The sequence below is a fragment of the Halorhodospira sp. 9628 genome, assembly GCF_022228075.1.
GTDB lineage: Bacteria > Pseudomonadota > Gammaproteobacteria > Nitrococcales > Halorhodospiraceae > Halorhodospira > Halorhodospira halophila_A.
Genome location: NZ_JAJNRF010000007.1, coordinates 34,570 through 50,011, shown reverse-complemented (window position 1 = coordinate 50,011; position 15,442 = coordinate 34,570). Strand labels below are relative to the sequence as shown.

Here is a 15,442-nt window from a genome sequence, read left to right as displayed (position 1 = left end):
ACCTTGCCTCACATCCGTGGGGGTGGAGGCTGTTTGAGCCTGCGGCTCGAATAACCGTAAGGAGTGATGGATGCGACACTACGAGATTGTCTTCATGGTCCACCCGGACCAGAGCGACCAGGTTCCCGCCATGGTCGAGCGCTACCGCAGCATCGTCGAGTCCAGCGGCGGCACCGTGCACCGCCTGGAGGACTGGGGTCGTCGGCAGCTGGCCTATCCGATCAACAAGCTGATCAAGGCCCACTACGTGCTGATGAACGTCGAGTGCGGCAAGGATGAGATCGACGAGCTCACCTCCGCCTTCCGCTTCAACGACGCGGTCATCCGCAACCTGGTGCTGAGCCGCGACGAGGCCGTCACCGAGCCGTCGCCGCTGGCCAAGGGCAACGAGAAGCGCGAGGACCGCAAGGAGTCCGAGGACGCGGAGTAAAACCGCGCCACGCGCCCGCCGACACCGACGATCAACGAGGAGCTAGACCATGGGACGTTTCTTCCGGCGCCGTAAGTACTGCAAGTTCACCGCGGAGGGCGTGAAGGAGATCGACTACAAGGATCTCAACACGCTGAAAAACTACATCACCGATACCGGCAAGATCGTGCCGAGCCGGATCACCGGCACCAGCGCGCGCTACCAGCGCCAGCTGGCGCGGGCGATCAAGCGCGCCCGTTTCCTGGCGCTGCTGCCGTACACGGACCGTCACTGAGCCGGGGCCGTGAAGGCGTTCGCCGCCTTCATTCTGCGCGGGCCGTTCCAGGCGGCCACGGTCATGGTGGCAGCGGCACTGCTGCCGCTGCTCTCCGTCCTGGCCGCCGGCGCCCTGGCGCTGGTGACCCTGCGCGACGGGCTGCGCCAGGGTGTGGTGGTCGGCGCCATGGCGGGGGCTGCGCTGTTTGCGCTGATGTTCGCCGCGCTGGGAACGGGCGAGCCCGCGTTGCGACTGATCCTCGAGCAGTGGGTGCCGGTGCTCCTGCTTGCCGAGGTGCTGCGCCGGAGCGTCTCCCTGCCGCTTACCCTGTTGCTGTGGATGGGCCTGGGCGCGGTTGCCGTGATCGGGTTCCATCTGGTGGTGCCGGACCCGGCGGCCTACTGGCGCTCGGTGGTCGAGGCCTTCCTGGCCGTCGCCGGCGGTGAGGCGGAACTCGGCGGCGAGGCCGGGGTCCTGCTGCAGGACGAGCTGCTGCCGGTGATGACCGGTCTTTGGGCGGTGAATCTGATGCTGGTCGTCCTCGCCGGGCTGCTCATCGGCCGGGGGCTGCAGGCGCTGCTGTTCAATCCGGGCGGCCTGCGCGCGGAGTTTCACGCCCTTGATCTGGGGCGCGAGGCGGCGCTGGTTGCCCTGGTGCTCTGGCTCGGGGGGCTGTTCGCCGGCCCGGGTCTGATCACCGACCTGGCGCTGGTCACCGGCGCGGCTTTTGTGGTCCAGGCGATTGCGTTCAGCCACGCCATCGTCGCGGCGCGGGGGCTCAGCGGTGGGTGGCTGGTGCCGGTGTATGTGCTGGCGCCACTGCTGTTCCGCCCGCTGGCGCTGGTGGGGATCGGCGATGCGCTGTTCCAGTGGCGGCGAAGACTCGGCGGCGGGACGTCCTCGCAGTAGCGCCGTCACAACCGAATACGAACGATCGAGGTGCAAGGCATGGAACTGATTCTTCTGGAAAAGGTGTCGAACCTGGGGAACCTGGGTGATCGCGTCCGGGTGCGTCCGGGCTACGGCCGCAACTACCTCCTGCCGTACGGCAAGGCCAAGATGGCTACGGAGGAGAACATCCGTTACTTCGAGGAGCGTCGCGCCGAGCTCGAGAAGGCCGCCCGGGAGGCCGAGCAGGCGGCCCAGGCCCGCCTGGAGCAGCTCCAGGAGCTGACTCTGACCATCGCGGCCAAGGTCGGCGAGCAGGGCAAGCTGTTCGGCTCGGTGGGCCCGGCGGATATCGCCAACGCCGCCGAGCAGGCCGGTGTCGAGCTGGCCCGGCGCGAGGTGCGCATGCCCGAGGGGCCGATCCGTGTGGCCGGCGAGTACGACGTGCAGGTGTCGCTCTACACCGACGTTGAGGGCACGGTGAAGGTTGTGGTCGAGGGCGACGAGTCCTGATCGCCAGCCGGGGGTAACCCGGGGAGGAGACGGTGCAGGGTGACGGATCCGCCTCGGACTCCGAGGCCCTGAAGGTTCCGCCGCACGACCTGGAGGCGGAACAGGCGGTGCTCGGCGGGCTGATGCTCGACAACGCCGCCTGGGATCAGGTCGCCGACCGTCTCCACGAGGAGGATTTCTACCGCCGCGAGCATCGCCTGGTCTACCGGGCCATGGGCGAGCTCGCGGAGGGGAATCACCCCATGGACGTGGTCACCCTCTCCGGGTGGCTGCGCAAGCAGGGCCGACTCGAAGAGGCTGGTGGCCTCAGCTATCTCGGGGGTATTGCCCGCGAGACCCCCTCGGCGGCGAACATCCGCGCCTATGCGGATATCGTCCGCGAGCGCTCGGTACTGCGGCAGCTGATCCGCGCCGGCTCCGATGTCGCCGAGGCGGCCTTCCGCCCGGAAGGGCGCAGCAGCGAGGATCTCCTCGACTACGCCGAGCAGACCATCTTCCAGATCGCCGAGCAGACCGGCCGCCACCGGCAGGGCTTCGTCGGGATGCGGCAGCTCATGCCGCAAGTCATCGATCGGATCGATACCCTCTACAACACCCAAGAGGCCGTCACCGGTCTGGCCACCGGCTTCGACGACCTCGATCACCTGACCTCCGGGCTCCAGGATGGCGATCTGGTGATCGTCGCCGGGCGGCCGTCCATGGGCAAGACCACCGTGGCCATGAACATGGTCGAGCACGTGGCCATGCAGTTGAAAAAGCCCGTGGCGGTGTTCTCCATGGAGATGCCGGCGGATGCCCTGGCGATGCGCATGCTGGCCTCGCTCGGGCGTGTGCACCTGCAGCGGGTGCGCTCAGGCAAGCTGCAGGACGACGACTGGCCGCGGCTGACCTCGACGATGAGCCTGCTCGCCGAGGCGCCGCTGTTCATCGACGACTCCCCGGGGCTGACGCCTACAGAGATACGCGCGCGCGCTCGGCGGCTGCAGCGGGAGCACGATGAGCTCGGGCTGATCGTCATCGACTACCTGCAGCTGATGCAGATCCCCGGGTTCCGGGAGAACCGCGCCGGCGAGCTTTCGGAGATCTCCCGCGGCCTGAAGGCGCTGGCCAAGGAACTCAACACACCGGTCATCGCCCTGTCGCAGCTCAACCGCTCGCTGGAGCAGCGGCCGAACAAGCGGCCGATCATGTCGGATTTGAGGGAGTGCGTGACCGGTGATACCCCGGTGCTCCTCGCCGATGGGCGGCGCACACCCATCTCTGAACTGGTTGGAGAGGAGCCAGAGGTCATTGCCGTCAACGAGCGCCATCGGTTGGTACGCGCGAGGGCGGAGAAGGTTTGGTGTGTTGGTCGGCGTCCGGTCTACCGTGTTCAGCTGGCGAGCGGACGGGTGCTACGGGCTACAGGACGGCACCGCTTACTGACGGCTTCGGGCTGGCAACGGGTTGATGAGCTAAGCGCCGATGACCGCATCGCGATTGCCCGGACACTACCGGAGCCAGATCGAGCGCAGCGATGGCCGGCCGCCTGGCTGGTTTTGCTTGGCCAGCTGGTTGGGGATGGCAGTTACATCTCGGGTAAGCCGCTGCGGTACACGACTGCTTCGGAGGACAACAGCGCCGCTGTCGCAGCGGCTGCCAGGAAGGCGTTTGGCAGTACCGTCAAGCGCCACCGAGGACGGGGTAATTGGCACCAACTGGTGTTTTCCGGTAACGGCAACCGCTGGCATCCCGCGGGGCTGAATCGGTGGCTGCGGGAACTGGGGATCTTTGGGCAAAGATCCCATGAGAAGCGATTGCCCTCGGCTGTTTTTCAACTCGCGAATGACCAGATCGGTCTACTGCTCCGCCATCTCTGGGCTGCCGATGGGACCATCTCCGTCCGGAAGCCGGGACAGAGGGGTAGCCACTCGGTGCATCTTAGTACGAACAGTCGTGGTCTTGCTGAGGATGTCGCAGCCCTGCTGCTCCGTTTGGGGATCGTTGCCCGGATCCAGAAGGTCATTACGGGTGAGCACCTGCCAACCTACATGGTGTGGGTGAGCGGGAGCGAAAACCAGCGCGAGTTCTTGATGAAAGTCGGTGCGTTTGGTCCGCGCCGAGAGCCAGCGCAGCGTTTGGCGAGCGTGCTTGTGGATACTGCAAGCAATCCAAACCGGGATACCTTGCCGCGCGTCTGGTTTAAGCAAGTGCGTGCCGCTATGGCCGAGCGAGGGGTTACCCACCGTCAGATGGCCGCCCATCGTGGAACGGCTTACGGAGGTGCTTCACACTTCCGGTTTTCGCCGACGCGACGTGTTCTTAGAGAGTACGCGGATTACCTGCAGGACGACTGGCTCCAGCAGCAGTGCGAGAGCGATTTGTTCTGGGATTCCCTGGTCGCCGTCGAGCCGGATGGCGAAGAGGATGTCTACGATTTGACAGTGCCCGGGCCGGCATCCTGGGTGGCAGACAGTATCGTCAGTCACAACTCGGGCGCCATCGAGCAGGATGCGGACCTGATTGCGTTCATCTACCGGGATGAGGTCTACAACGAGGATACCCCGGACAAGGGCGTGGCCGAGCTGATCATCGCCAAGCAGCGCCAGGGGCCGATCGGTACGGTCAAGCTCACCTTCCTGGGCGAGTTCACCCGGTTCGAGAACTACATCGAGGACGTCTACGGTGGGGGGATTCCGGGGTGAGCCGGGCAGCGCAGGCCACGGTGGATCTGAGTGCCCTGCAGGCCAATCTCCGGGTTGCGCGCCAAGCAGCTCCCGGGCGGCGGGTCATGGCCGTGATCAAGTCCGATGGTTACGGCCACGGCCTGACCCATGTGGCCCGGGCGTTGAGCGGGCACGCGGAGGCGTTGGCCGTCACCGACGCCACGGAGGCCGAAGCGCTGCGCGGGGCCGGGTTCCGCGAGCGTATCGTCCTCCTGCAGGGACCTTTCCGGGTCGAGGATCTGGAGCGGGCGGCGGCTGCGGATCTTGAGCTGGTCATTCACACCCATTGGCAGGTGGAGGCGCTGGCGCAGGCTCGGCTGGCCTCGCCGGTGACGGTTTGGGTGAAGGTCGACAGCGGTATGCACCGGCTCGGCTTCCCGCCGGAGGAGGTCCAGGCGGTCTGGCGCCGTCTGACCGAGGCCCCGGGCGTGCGGGCCGACGTCGGCTTCCTGACCCACTTGGCGTGTGCCGATGATCGGGGCAACCTGGCCACCGAGCGGCAGCTGGCCACCTTTGAAGCCGCCTGTGAAGGTCTACCGGGGCCACGCTCGGCGGCCAATTCGGCCGGTGTGCTGGGTTGGCCGGCAAGCCACTACGACTGGGTGCGTCCGGGGATCATGCTCTACGGCGCATCGCCTTTCGTGGATGGCCGGGCAGATCAGCCCGCGCTGCAACCGGCCATGGCGTTTCGCGGTCAGGTGGTGGCGGTGCGGCATCTGCAGGCTGGTGACGCGGTCGGCTACGGCGCGACCTGGTGCTGTCCTGAGAGCATGCCGGTGGGGGTTATCTCCGTGGGGTATGGCGACGGGTATCCACGCCATGCGCCCAGTGGCACGCCGGTGGAGGTGGCCGGGCGGCGGACGCAGCTGGTGGGGCGGATCTCCATGGACCTGCTGGCGGTGGACCTGCGTGGCCTCGAAGGGGTGACCGAGGGGGATCCCGCGATCCTCTGGGGCGGCGCGGTGCGCGCCGAGGAGGTGGCCGACGCCTGCGGCACCATTGCCTACGAGCTCTTCTGCCGGATGCCGCCCCGGGTTCGGCGCGAGCCGGTGGATACGGGGGCGTCCTGATGGCCCGCAGCCGCCGGCGTTTTCTCTGCTCGGACTGTGGCGCGGAGCAACCGCAATGGGCGGGTCAGTGTCCGGAGTGTGGCGCCTGGAATACGCTCGAGGAGATCGCACAGCCGGCCGCAGCCGGCGGTGGCCGGGTGGGCCGGGGCACGGAGATCACCACGCTGGCCGAGGTATCGACCGCGCCGGAGCCGCGGCTGGCCACCGGCGTGGCGGAGCTGGACCGAGTCCTCGGCGGCGGTCTGGTGCCTGGGTCGGTGGTGCTCATCGGCGGCGAGCCGGGGATCGGTAAATCGACCCTGCTGCTGCAGACGCTGGCGGCCCTCTCCCGCGAGCACCCGGCGCTCTATGCCACCGGTGAGGAGTCGCTCCAGCAGGTGGCGCTGCGGGGGCAGCGCCTGGGCGTGGCGGATGACGCCATGAAGCTCATGGCCGAGACGGCGGTCGAGGAGGTCGTCGCGGCAGCGGAGCGGATCCGCCCCCGGGCCCTGGTGCTCGACTCGGTGCAGACCTTCCACACTGCGGCGCTTGGCTCGGCGCCGGGGTCGGTCTCCCAGGTCCGCGAGAGCGCGGCGCAGCTGGTGCGTCTGGCCAAGACCACCGGCATGGCGGTGATCCTGGTCGGCCACGTCACCAAGGAGGGGTACCTGGCCGGGCCGCGAGTGCTCGAGCACATGGTAGACACCGTGCTCTACTTCGAGAGCGATCAGGGCAGCCGCTACCGCGTGGTGCGGGCGGTGAAGAACCGCTTCGGCGCCGCCAACGAGCTCGGCGTCTTTGCCATGGCCGAGGACGGCCTGCGCCAGGTGCGCAATCCCTCCTCCATCTTCCTCTCCCGTCACGATCAGGATGTGCCGGGCAGCGCGGTGCTGGTGACCCGGGAGGGGAGTCGGCCCTTGCTGCTCGAGGTTCAGGCGCTGGTGGCCGACTCCGCCGGGAGTCAGCCGCGCCGCGTGGCCGTGGGCCTGGACGGCAGCCGCCTGGCGCTGCTGCTGGCGGTTCTCCAGCGCCACGGCGGGATCAGCACCGCCGGCGAGGATGTCTTCCTGAACGTGGTCGGCGGCGTGCGTGTCCAGGAGACGGCGGGCGACCTGCCGGCGCTGGCGGCGGTGCTCTCGAGCCTGCGCAATCGGCCCCTGCCGCGGGACTCGGTGGTCTTCGGGGAACTCGGTCTGGCCGGCGAGGTGCGCCCCGTCCCCGGTGGCGAGGAGCGCCTGGCCGAGGCGGCCAAGCACGGTTTCACGCGGGCGGTGGTGCCGGCCAAGAATGCCCCCCGCCACGGGGTGGCGGGCATGGAACTCCACCCGGTGCGCCGTCTGGAGGAGGCGATCACCGCCCTGATGGGCTGAGGAGGGGCGCCGCGCGGGGGCTTTTCGGCTGCGCGCACCGACGGCCCCGGGCGAAAAAGAAACGGGCGCCGCGGAGGCGCCCGTGCGTGGTGCGGGACTCGGGCGAGGAGGAGGGCGCGGGCCCTAGGCGGCCCTCTGGACCTCGATGCGGCGACCCTGCTGACCCTCCTCGGCCTTGGGCAGTGTGATCGTCAGCACGCCATCCCGGAACGAGGCGTTGATCTGTTCCTCGTTGATGGCGCGACTCAGCGGGATCTGCCGCTCAAAACGCCCGTAGGAACGCTCCGTGACGTGGACCTGCCGGTCTGACTCGCCCGAGTCCGTGTGCTCGACCCGCTTCTCGCCGGCAATGCGGAGGACGCCATCGTTGTACGTCAGCTCGACGTCGTTCTCCGTCATGCCGGGCAGCTCCGCGACGACGTACAGGTTGCTGCTGTCTTCCTGGACGTCGATCCGCGGCGCTGTCATGTCCGGGCCGATCTGGGCGAGCGGATCCTCGACCCCGCGGCGCAGGTCGTCGAAGAAACGCATCATCTCAGACTGCAGCGCCGTGAAGGGGTCGCGTGCCGCCAGATCCCGGTTCGCGGCGCGGTTGTGCAGATCCGAGTTGGCCACCGGGAAGAGGTTGCGACGTGCCACCATAGTCTCACCTCCTTTTGTTCCGACGACCCGTTTGCCCGAACCTGCTTGCCTTGGCTGTCACTTTCGTTCGATCGCTCCTCGCCCACCCCGCGATATAGGTCGTTCGGCACGACCTTTCAAGGGGTGGTGGGCGGCGCAGACGTACGTCGGTCGTTCCCAGGGGGCGGCGTGCGCACCCAGATCCACCCTTCCCGATTGAGGGATTCGTCGATCTCGGCCGGGGGCATCGCCTCGCCGAGGAGGAAGTCCCGAGCTGCGAGCAGGCAGAGCACGGCATCCAGGCCGTCGGAGCGGGTGGCCAGTTCCGGGATCTCGAACGACCCACCCAGCATCTGAGCCATGGCGCAGGCGATGCGTTCACGGGCCGTTTTGCCCTCGGTATCACGACCCTTGTAGCCTTTGGCGGGTATAGCGTGGGCCTGCAGGGTGGCGGCGGGGTAGACCTCGATGAGGCCGCCGGCAGCGGCGTCGCCTTGCTGCAGCTCGCCGGGGCTCCAGCGCATTGGCAGGGTCCAGCCGCGCTCGCATCTGAGTTTGTCGACGAACGCCAGGGCGGCGTGGGCGGTCCGCGCGATGCGGTCGGCACCGACATCCAGGGGTTTCTTGCCGATTTGCCGGTGGACGAAGCGGTCCGTCACCCGATTGAAGAGTTCGCTGGCGTCGGCGCCCAGCGCGTCGCCAGCCCGGTGCTGCGCCAGCTGCTGACCGAGTGGCTGCGGCCACCCGAGGGGCGCATCGAGGGCGAGCAGCGGCGCGTGGGTGTGGTCGGCGAGCCACTCCAGTGCGATCTGAGCCGCACTGCGCGAGGCGGAACCCAGCGCAACCCGCTCGACTCGAAGCCCGCGGCCATCCCAGTGCCCGAGGGCCAGCCCCACTTGCTTGGACTGGACGGCGCAGTCCACGCCGAGGACGGTCAGGGGCCGCTGCGCTGGCTGGTCGTGCCTCATCGGACGGTGGTCCTCCTGCGGAGCATCAGGGCAGCGTCAGCACCAGCTTGCCGGTCAGGCCGCCGGCCTCGAGCCGCCGATGAGCCGCGGCTGCCTCGGCCATTGGGAACGTCTCCTGAACACGCACCTGCAGTGACCCCGCCGCCATGCGCTGGGCGCACTCGGCCAGGATCCCGGTCTGGTGGATGCGCAGATCGTCCCGGCCCAGAACCATGGGGCTGAGCATCAGCTCCTGGACCAGCGTGAGGTTGTGCACGCGCGCATGGTGCAGGTCCAGGTCCTCGGGCAGGGCGAGGATGGTGACGAGCCGGCCGTAGGTGGCGAGGGCGTGGAGCGACCGGGTGCAGACCTCGCCGCCTACGGTGTCGAGCACTACGTCCACGCCCTCGCCGGCGGTCCAGTGTTCCACTGCGTCGACGAAGTCGTCATCCCGGTAATGGATCACCGCCTCGGCGCCCAGTTCGCGGACGATCTCCGCCTTGGCCGGATCGCTGACGGTGGTGATGACCCGGGCGCCCGCCTGCCGGGCGAGTTGGATGGCCACATGGCCTACGCCGCCGGCGCCGGCGTGGATCAGCACGCGCTCGCCCTTCTGCAGAGCGACCCGGTCGAATAAGGCCTCCCAGGCGGTGAGCGCGACCAGCGGCATGGCTGCGGCGTGGACGTCATCGACGGCGTCGGGGGTGGGGGTGACGAAGCGTGCGTCGAGTACCGCGTACTCCGCGTAATTGCCCGGCTCCAGGCCGATCCCGCCGTTCATGAACAGCACCCGCTGACCGGGGGCGAGCTGTTCCACGCCGGGGCCTACCGCGTCGATGGTCCCGGCGCCGTCGCAGCCGAGGATCGCCGGTGGTTGTGCATCGGGGTTGAAGAGGCCGTTGGCCCGCACCTTGGCGTCGACCGGGTTGATGCCGGCGGCGGCCAGGCGCACGCGCACCTGCCCGGGGCCCGGCTCCGGGGTCGGCACCTGGGCGGGCTGCAGAACGTCCGGGTCGCCAACAGCGGTCATCTGGATGCAGTGCATGGGTCCGATCCGCTCCCTGAACCTGTGAGTGCTCGGTCGGTGCCGGTGCGTGCGCATACCGCCGCCACCGGCTCCGGTCATGATGCCGGATGGCGGGGTGGTGGGGCCAATCCCACCCGATGATGCTCATGGCTGGACGGGCCGATGAAGCCGTGCGTGTTCAGGATGGGTGAAGGCGTCTGATCCAAGCGTGCCGGATCTAGGGCTTTTTGCCGTGGGCGGTTCCTTTGCGGAATCATGTTGGGACACTCTCCCAACTACGAGTGCCTGAGTGATGCCGCGCGACGAGCAGAGCCGATCCCGCCGTCACGGGTTGCCGCGCATGGCGCGCGCCCTGCGTAACTCCTGGCGGGGTTTGCAGGCCGCCTGGCGTCAGGAGCCTGCGTTCCGGGAGGAGATGGTCGTGATTCCGCCCCTCGGCCTGCTGGCCCTGATGCTAGGGGCGGACGGTGCCGAGCGCGCGATCCTGGTCGGCAGTCTTCTGCTGATCCTGGTGGCGGAACTGCTTAACTCCGGTATCGAAGCCGCTGTCGACCGCGCCGGCGAGCACTGGGATTCGCTGGCCGAGCGCGCCAAGGATCTAGGATCGGCAGCGGTGTTCATGGCGATCGTCAATGCCGTGGTTCTTTGGCTGCTGGTGTTGCTAGGTTGACTCGCCGAGGCGGGCAGCATGGATCAGCAGGCCGTACCTCCACTGATCAACGCCTCCTAAGCCGGATAGCGGCTAGAGGCGGAGCGCTGCGGCACGGTTTGGTAGATGGTCTTGCCCGGACCCGCGGGGAGTCGGGCAGGAGAGGAGGGGGTAACGGCGGAATTAGTAAGAGACGCTTGGGGAGTGACTGGAACGCGTAGTCATGCGGTGATGGGAAGCGAATATGGCTGCGGCGCATCGGGGGTGTGCTGCAGCAAGTGAAGCGGGGAGGTGTGTTTAGGCGATTTGAGCGGGATAGCAGGTCGAACCCCTACCGCGGTTCGAGCACTATCAAGTGTTGTTTGCCCAGGGGTCACAAGGAAGTGGGAGAAGAGCCGGTGTGGCACCACCGGCTCTTCGGAGCCCGCCAACGGGGAGTCAAGCGGGCTCGCCCCTGGCTCGGTATCTACCTTGGCATACGTAGGGTTGCCAACGGTAGCGAAGATGGTGGGCCGCCAAGGACTCGAACCTTGAACCTACTGATTAAGAGTCGCCCACAGACCCCTCGGCAAAACACTGTCACACGTCGGCACCCCCTCCAAAATGCTTGAATGAAGGCCTTTCAGCGCTGACGCCTACTGACATTGACTGTCACCGTAGCACCACCTATGCTGTGACACAACAGTGACCATCACAGCAGAGGTGACCCCGCCATGCCTGCCCTCAATGAGAAGACCCTCGACGCCCTGGAGCCGCCTGCGAAGGGCCGGCGTCTGGTCTTCGATGACCACCGGGACGCCCCCCGCGGATTCGGCGTGCGAGTCATGCCGAGCGGGAAGACGGTATTCATCCTGCGGTATCAACAGGCCGGCAAGGATCGGCTCATGTCCATCGGCGAGCGCGGGACGTGGACCCTCGCCGCTGCTCGCAAACAGGCACAGGAGTACCGGCGCGAGATCGACGGCGGCACCGACCTACTGGAGCAGCGCCGGGAGGAGCGCGCCGAGCCGACCGTTGCCGAGATCGCCGAGCAATTCATGGAGCGCAAGACCGACAAGCTGCGCAGCGCCTCCGATGTTCGTTCAGCCTTCCGCCGCCATATCGTCCCCGCCCTGGGCCGGAAGAAACTCGCCGAGGTCCGCCGTCGCGACGTGATCGAGCTCGTGGAGCGGATCGCCGACACTCACCCAAGGCAGGCGGGCATCGTGCTCCAGTACGTCAAGGGTATGTTCGGGTACGCCGAGGACCGCGAGCTGATCGACGCGAACCCTGTGGCGACCCTCAAGCCGTCGAAGATCGGGAAGGGGCTGACCTCGACGAAGCGGGCCCGGGTGCTGGACCACGATGAGATCCGGGCGCTCTGGGGCCTGGAGGCGCCCCCGAGGGGGATGCACGCCATGAGCCTGCTCATCCTGCGGTTCATCCTCGCCACCGGGCAGCGCCCCGGCGAGGTCTGCGGGATGCGCTGGAGCGAGATCGACGGGCACTGGTGGACCATCCCCAAGGATCGGCGGGGGAAGACCGAAGACACCCACGCGGTGCCGCTCACTGAAACCGCACTCGAGATCATTGAACGGGCGCGGGCGCGGGCGCCAAGGGCCCGGAGCGAGCTGGTCTTCACCGTCCGCGGGGGGCGGTGCGATGCAGCGTCACTGCCTAGCGCGGTACGCCGCTGCGCCGATGCCCTCGGCAACCGGGAGAAGCCGGACGGCGGTCACTGGCGCCCTCATGACCTGCGCCGGACGATGCGCACGGGCCTGTCAGCCTGCGGCGTCGAGGAGCGCGTGGCCGAGGCGGTGGTGGGGCATGTCCGCCAAGGCATCGTCGGGGTCTATGACCAGCACCGCTACGCAGACGAGAAGCTCGCGGCGATGGAGGCATGGGAACGCCGGCTGCTGAACATAGTAGCCGAGCGCGAGGACAACGTGGTGCCGCTGGCGGGGGTGCGGGGATGAGCAAACACCCAGAGCTTTCCCCGCACGAGCTGGAGGAGTGCGCGCTCGCTCTGAGGGCGGACCCGGCAGACATCGAGGTGCAGGGCCTTATTCGGCGCGTGATTGGTGAGTCGACACAGTGGCTGAGCGATCGTGAGCGAAGGATTGGAAGAAAGGAGCGGGACCGCCACCAGCAAAAGGTCGCTACCGCGGCCCGCAATTTGCGCGAGCTACTGGAAGATGGACACCCCAGCGCGGTAGGCGATCTGTGGGAAAACGGGCTGCGGTGGTGCACGCCGCTGCCTCCCGACCTGGAGCCTGCTGGCGTGGAAGATTTGCGCTACCTCACCGAGCAGCTAAAGCGGATAGAGGACGTCGCAGCCCGTTGCTCCATGAAGACAGATGATCGTAACGCGGGCGGCAGAAGGAGGGAGGTGCACAGAAGGTGTGTAGCCGAAATTTCGGTTCACGGGTTCCTGTCTCACAATCTATCGGGGACCAAGGCCCAGGCCATAAGATTCACGGAAGCGGTACACCGCGCGGCTATTCTTCGATTGAACCCGGACGACCAGTCTGACAGCGATATTTCGATGCGGGACCACGTCAACGCGGTTTTCGATAGATACCTCGCGTTACTGGGCAAGTGACTGCCCAGTTGCTCGATGTCCTAGCATTCCCGCCCCCGGCATTCTGGCCTCGCCATATGACGAGTGAGGCCAGACGATGCACACCAACGATCCCAAGCTGACAACCGCCAACGCCGCGCCCTACTGCGGCTATTCCGAGCGCCACTTCATTCGCATGCGCCAGCAAGGCGAGGGCCCCCCGTACCTGCGGCTGAAGGGCAAGGTCTTCTATCGCCAATCCGACCTCGACGCCTGGTTGGATTCCAAGCGCGTGGTTCCGCCGCGCGAGACCGAGCTACTGCGGGAGGAGGGGTGATCCATGACGACCGATACCACTTCGGCAAGCTCCGACCTTTACGCCGACGCCCTGAGCCGAGCAAGCGCCGCCCGGAGCATCCTGGCGACGATTGCGGAGGCGCACGAGGGCGTCGACCGGCAGCCGATGACCAACGAGGAACACGGAGCGCTGCTCGCCGCCCACGTCCTGCTGTGCGATGCAGAGCGGCTGATTGCGGCGGGGCAGATCGTCCAGCACCGGGAGGGCGAGCAATGACAAACGAGATCGAGAACGCCAAGCAGCTGTACGCGGACCCCGAGGTGATCGCCCCCGCCCACCTGGTGCCGGGCGCCACGGTCTGCCTGGTGAGCAACCCCAACAAGGCGTACGGGGTAGTTGACCGCCACGGGCCGCTGGTCGAGCTCGAGAGCGAGCACGGGCGACGGTTCAAGGTCGGTTATCGGGCGCTGCGGTGGCCGGAAGGCCGAGGGGGTGCGGATGCATAGCCGGGGAAGTGAGCGCCCCGAGCCGGTGGGGGCCGGCAACGGGGCAAGAGCACCGAGGAAGAGCAGCACAAAGAAGCATAGCACCGCCGAGCCGCCTGTGCATCGTCTCCTGGAGCGGCTGGAGAAGGTGAGGCAGGCCGGGCCGCGGCGCTGGTACGCATGCTGCCCCGCGCACGAGGACCGCCACCCCTCCCTCGCCATCACCGAAGCCGAGGAGGGGCGGGTGCTCCTGTTCTGCAATGCGGGGTTCGGGGCCCTGGACGTGATCCGGGCCGCCGGCCTGGAGCCCCGAGACCTGTTCCCGCCTGATGAGCGGGAAGCGGCGCCCAGGCGGCGGGGACAGCGGCATGACCCCCGCCAGCTACTCCGGGCCGCCGCTCAGGAGCTCACCGTCATCGTGGTGGCCGCCGAGGCGGTCCAGCGGGGCGAACGGCTCCAGGGGGCAGACCTCGACCGCCTGGCCACCGCCGGGCAGCGGGTGCGTACAGCAGCGAGGGAGGCGGGGGCGAATGTCTGAAGTGAGCAGCATTGAACAGCGGGCTGCCGAGCTCGCCACACCATCACGCATCCTGGTCCCGTTCGGGAGCGTCGAGGTGCGCAGGCCTCAATGGGTGGTGCGCGGCATCCTGGAGGCGGACACCCTCACGTTGCTGTTCGGTGAACCGAAGATCGGCAAATCGTTCGTCGCGGTGGACCTCGCCGCCAGCATCGCGTCGGGGCTGGACTGGCATGGCCACCGCGTCGAGCAAGGTCCGGTGCTCTACATCGCTGGCGAGGGTCACGCGGGGCTGGCACGGCGCCGCCGCGCTTGGGAGATCGCCCGACAGCTACCGCTCGCCGAGCAACCCATCTACCTGTCGCGGTGTGCGGTGGGGGTCGGCAACCCGGCAGACCTGGAGGCGATCATCGAGGAGGTTCGGGAGCTCAACATCACCCCCTCGCTCGTCGTGATCGACACGGTGGCCCGCTGCATCGGCTCCGGGCTCGACGAGAACAGCAACCGCGACATGGGGGCCTTCATCGCCGGGCTCGACCGCCTGCGGACGGTCTGCGGCGGCAGTGCCATTCTCCTGGTCCACCACCCTGGGCACGGGGATAAGACCCGCGGACGAGGGGCGACGGCGCTCGTGGGGGCGATTGACGCCGAGTGGCGCGTGGAGCGGGCGGACGAGCGGCGCTTGAACATGGTCGCGCAGCGGCTGAAGGACGCGGAGCCGCCTCCGCCGCTGGGGTTCAAGCTCGACGGCGTGGAGCTGGACCTCGAGGACGATGAGGGCGAGCCCGTGACCAGTGCGGTCCCTCGGCGGGTGGATTACGTCCCGCCGAAGACCCAGGAGGCCCGACAAGCCGACCTCGACGCGCTCGAGATCCTGCGCAAGCTCCACAGCAACGGCACGCCGCTGGTGAATGAGTGGCGGCAGCAGTGCCAGGACGCCGGATTGATCGCCACCAGCAGCGAGGAAGCATCACGCAAGGCGATGAATCGGTGCATCGACCGGCTCAAGAAACAGGGGCTCGTCACGAGGGGGATCGGCCGCGGGGTGTGGATTCCAAGCCCTGACCAAGCGGCAGACCGTGGCGGAGGAGTAGACCTATGATCCCCCTGCCTTCCTGCGCAGGGACAGCGCCAGGGACCGGGGCACG

General features: G+C 67.8%; 18 protein-coding genes. 15 read left to right on the top strand and 3 right to left on the bottom strand.

Annotated elements, in window-relative coordinates; translation table 11 throughout:
• Nucleotides 1–70 precede the first annotated feature (70 nt).
• From rpsF to radA, 7 genes are read left to right on the top strand one after another with little or no spacing between them, the layout of a single operon-like run.
• Nucleotides 71–430 (top strand): 30S ribosomal protein S6, encoded by a 360-nt coding sequence (rpsF, locus tag LRG10_RS08595; RefSeq protein WP_201168894.1) that lies wholly within the window; start codon nucleotides 71–73, stop codon nucleotides 428–430.
• Nucleotides 431–479: 49 nt separating this feature from the next.
• Nucleotides 480–704, top strand: a complete 225-nt coding sequence (rpsR, locus tag LRG10_RS08590) for a 30S ribosomal protein S18 (protein ID WP_201168890.1) — start codon at nucleotides 480–482, stop codon at nucleotides 702–704.
• A 9-nt stretch (nucleotides 705–713) separates the two neighbouring features.
• On the top strand, nucleotides 714–1,595 hold the full coding sequence (locus LRG10_RS08585; protein WP_238633819.1) for a hypothetical protein: 882 nt from the start codon (nucleotides 714–716) through the stop codon (nucleotides 1,593–1,595).
• A 39-nt stretch (nucleotides 1,596–1,634) separates the two neighbouring features.
• Entirely contained in the window at nucleotides 1,635–2,087 is a 453-nt protein-coding gene (rplI, locus tag LRG10_RS08580; protein ID WP_201241728.1) for a 50S ribosomal protein L9, read from the top strand.
• Between the two features lie 32 nt (nucleotides 2,088–2,119).
• Nucleotides 2,120–4,771, top strand: a complete 2,652-nt coding sequence (locus LRG10_RS08575) for a replicative DNA helicase (RefSeq protein ID WP_238635152.1) — start codon at nucleotides 2,120–2,122, stop codon at nucleotides 4,769–4,771.
• Nucleotides 4,768–5,862 (top strand): alanine racemase, encoded by a 1,095-nt coding sequence (gene alr, locus LRG10_RS08570; protein ID WP_238635151.1) that lies wholly within the window; start codon nucleotides 4,768–4,770, stop codon nucleotides 5,860–5,862. The genes LRG10_RS08575 and alr overlap by 4 nt, the downstream gene beginning before the upstream one ends.
• Nucleotides 5,862–7,211 carry a DNA repair protein RadA gene (radA, locus tag LRG10_RS08565; RefSeq protein WP_238635150.1) on the top strand — a complete coding sequence of 450 codons (1,350 nt, stop codon included), beginning with the start codon at nucleotides 5,862–5,864 and terminating at the stop codon, nucleotides 7,209–7,211. Before alr ends, radA begins: the two co-directional genes overlap by 1 nt.
• A gap of 123 nt (nucleotides 7,212–7,334) precedes the next feature.
• On the opposite strand, the gene LRG10_RS08560 is transcribed toward radA, so the two are convergent.
• The 3 genes from LRG10_RS08560 to LRG10_RS08550 all read right to left on the bottom strand — a co-directional run bounded on the left by LRG10_RS08560 (nucleotide 7,335) and on the right by LRG10_RS08550 (nucleotide 9,824).
• Nucleotides 7,335–7,853: an Hsp20/alpha crystallin family protein gene (locus LRG10_RS08560; RefSeq protein WP_201168873.1), complete on the bottom strand. Its 519-nt coding sequence runs from the start codon at nucleotides 7,851–7,853 to the stop codon at nucleotides 7,335–7,337.
• Between the two features lie 116 nt (nucleotides 7,854–7,969).
• Nucleotides 7,970–8,800, bottom strand: coding sequence for a DUF429 domain-containing protein (locus LRG10_RS08555; protein WP_201168871.1), 831 nt, complete (start codon nucleotides 8,798–8,800; stop codon nucleotides 7,970–7,972).
• 25 nt (nucleotides 8,801–8,825) lie between these two features.
• Nucleotides 8,826–9,824, bottom strand: coding sequence for a zinc-binding dehydrogenase (locus LRG10_RS08550; protein ID WP_238635149.1), 999 nt, complete (start codon nucleotides 9,822–9,824; stop codon nucleotides 8,826–8,828).
• Nucleotides 9,825–10,098: 274 nt separating this feature from the next.
• Here LRG10_RS08550 and LRG10_RS08545 point away from each other — a divergent pair, with 274 nt between their 5' ends.
• The 8 genes from LRG10_RS08545 to LRG10_RS08510 all read left to right on the top strand — a co-directional run bounded on the left by LRG10_RS08545 (nucleotide 10,099) and on the right by LRG10_RS08510 (nucleotide 15,396).
• The gene (locus LRG10_RS08545) at nucleotides 10,099–10,476 is read left to right on the top strand and encodes a diacylglycerol kinase (RefSeq protein ID WP_238635148.1); all 378 of its coding nucleotides are present in this window, start codon (nucleotides 10,099–10,101) and stop codon (nucleotides 10,474–10,476) included.
• 692 nt (nucleotides 10,477–11,168) lie between these two features.
• The gene (locus tag LRG10_RS08540) at nucleotides 11,169–12,410 is read left to right on the top strand and encodes a site-specific integrase (protein ID WP_238635147.1); all 1,242 of its coding nucleotides are present in this window, start codon (nucleotides 11,169–11,171) and stop codon (nucleotides 12,408–12,410) included.
• A complete protein-coding gene (locus LRG10_RS08535; protein ID WP_238635146.1) occupies nucleotides 12,407–13,036 on the top strand; it encodes a hypothetical protein in 630 nt (209 codons plus the stop codon). The genes LRG10_RS08540 and LRG10_RS08535 overlap by 4 nt, the downstream gene beginning before the upstream one ends.
• 76 nt (nucleotides 13,037–13,112) lie before the next feature.
• Entirely contained in the window at nucleotides 13,113–13,331 is a 219-nt protein-coding gene (locus LRG10_RS08530) for a helix-turn-helix domain-containing protein (protein ID WP_238635145.1), read from the top strand.
• A gap of 3 nt (nucleotides 13,332–13,334) precedes the next feature.
• Entirely contained in the window at nucleotides 13,335–13,568 is a 234-nt protein-coding gene (locus LRG10_RS08525; protein WP_238635144.1) for a hypothetical protein, read from the top strand.
• Nucleotides 13,565–13,798, top strand: a complete 234-nt coding sequence (locus tag LRG10_RS08520) for a hypothetical protein (protein ID WP_238635143.1) — start codon at nucleotides 13,565–13,567, stop codon at nucleotides 13,796–13,798. The genes LRG10_RS08525 and LRG10_RS08520 overlap by 4 nt, the downstream gene beginning before the upstream one ends.
• Nucleotides 13,799–13,895: 97 nt before the next feature.
• Nucleotides 13,896–14,315, top strand: a complete 420-nt coding sequence (locus tag LRG10_RS08515) for a hypothetical protein (protein WP_238635142.1) — start codon at nucleotides 13,896–13,898, stop codon at nucleotides 14,313–14,315.
• The gene (locus LRG10_RS08510; RefSeq protein WP_238635141.1) at nucleotides 14,308–15,396 is read left to right on the top strand and encodes an AAA family ATPase; all 1,089 of its coding nucleotides are present in this window, start codon (nucleotides 14,308–14,310) and stop codon (nucleotides 15,394–15,396) included. Before LRG10_RS08515 ends, LRG10_RS08510 begins: the two co-directional genes overlap by 8 nt.
• The last annotated feature ends 46 nt before the right edge of the window (nucleotides 15,397–15,442 follow it).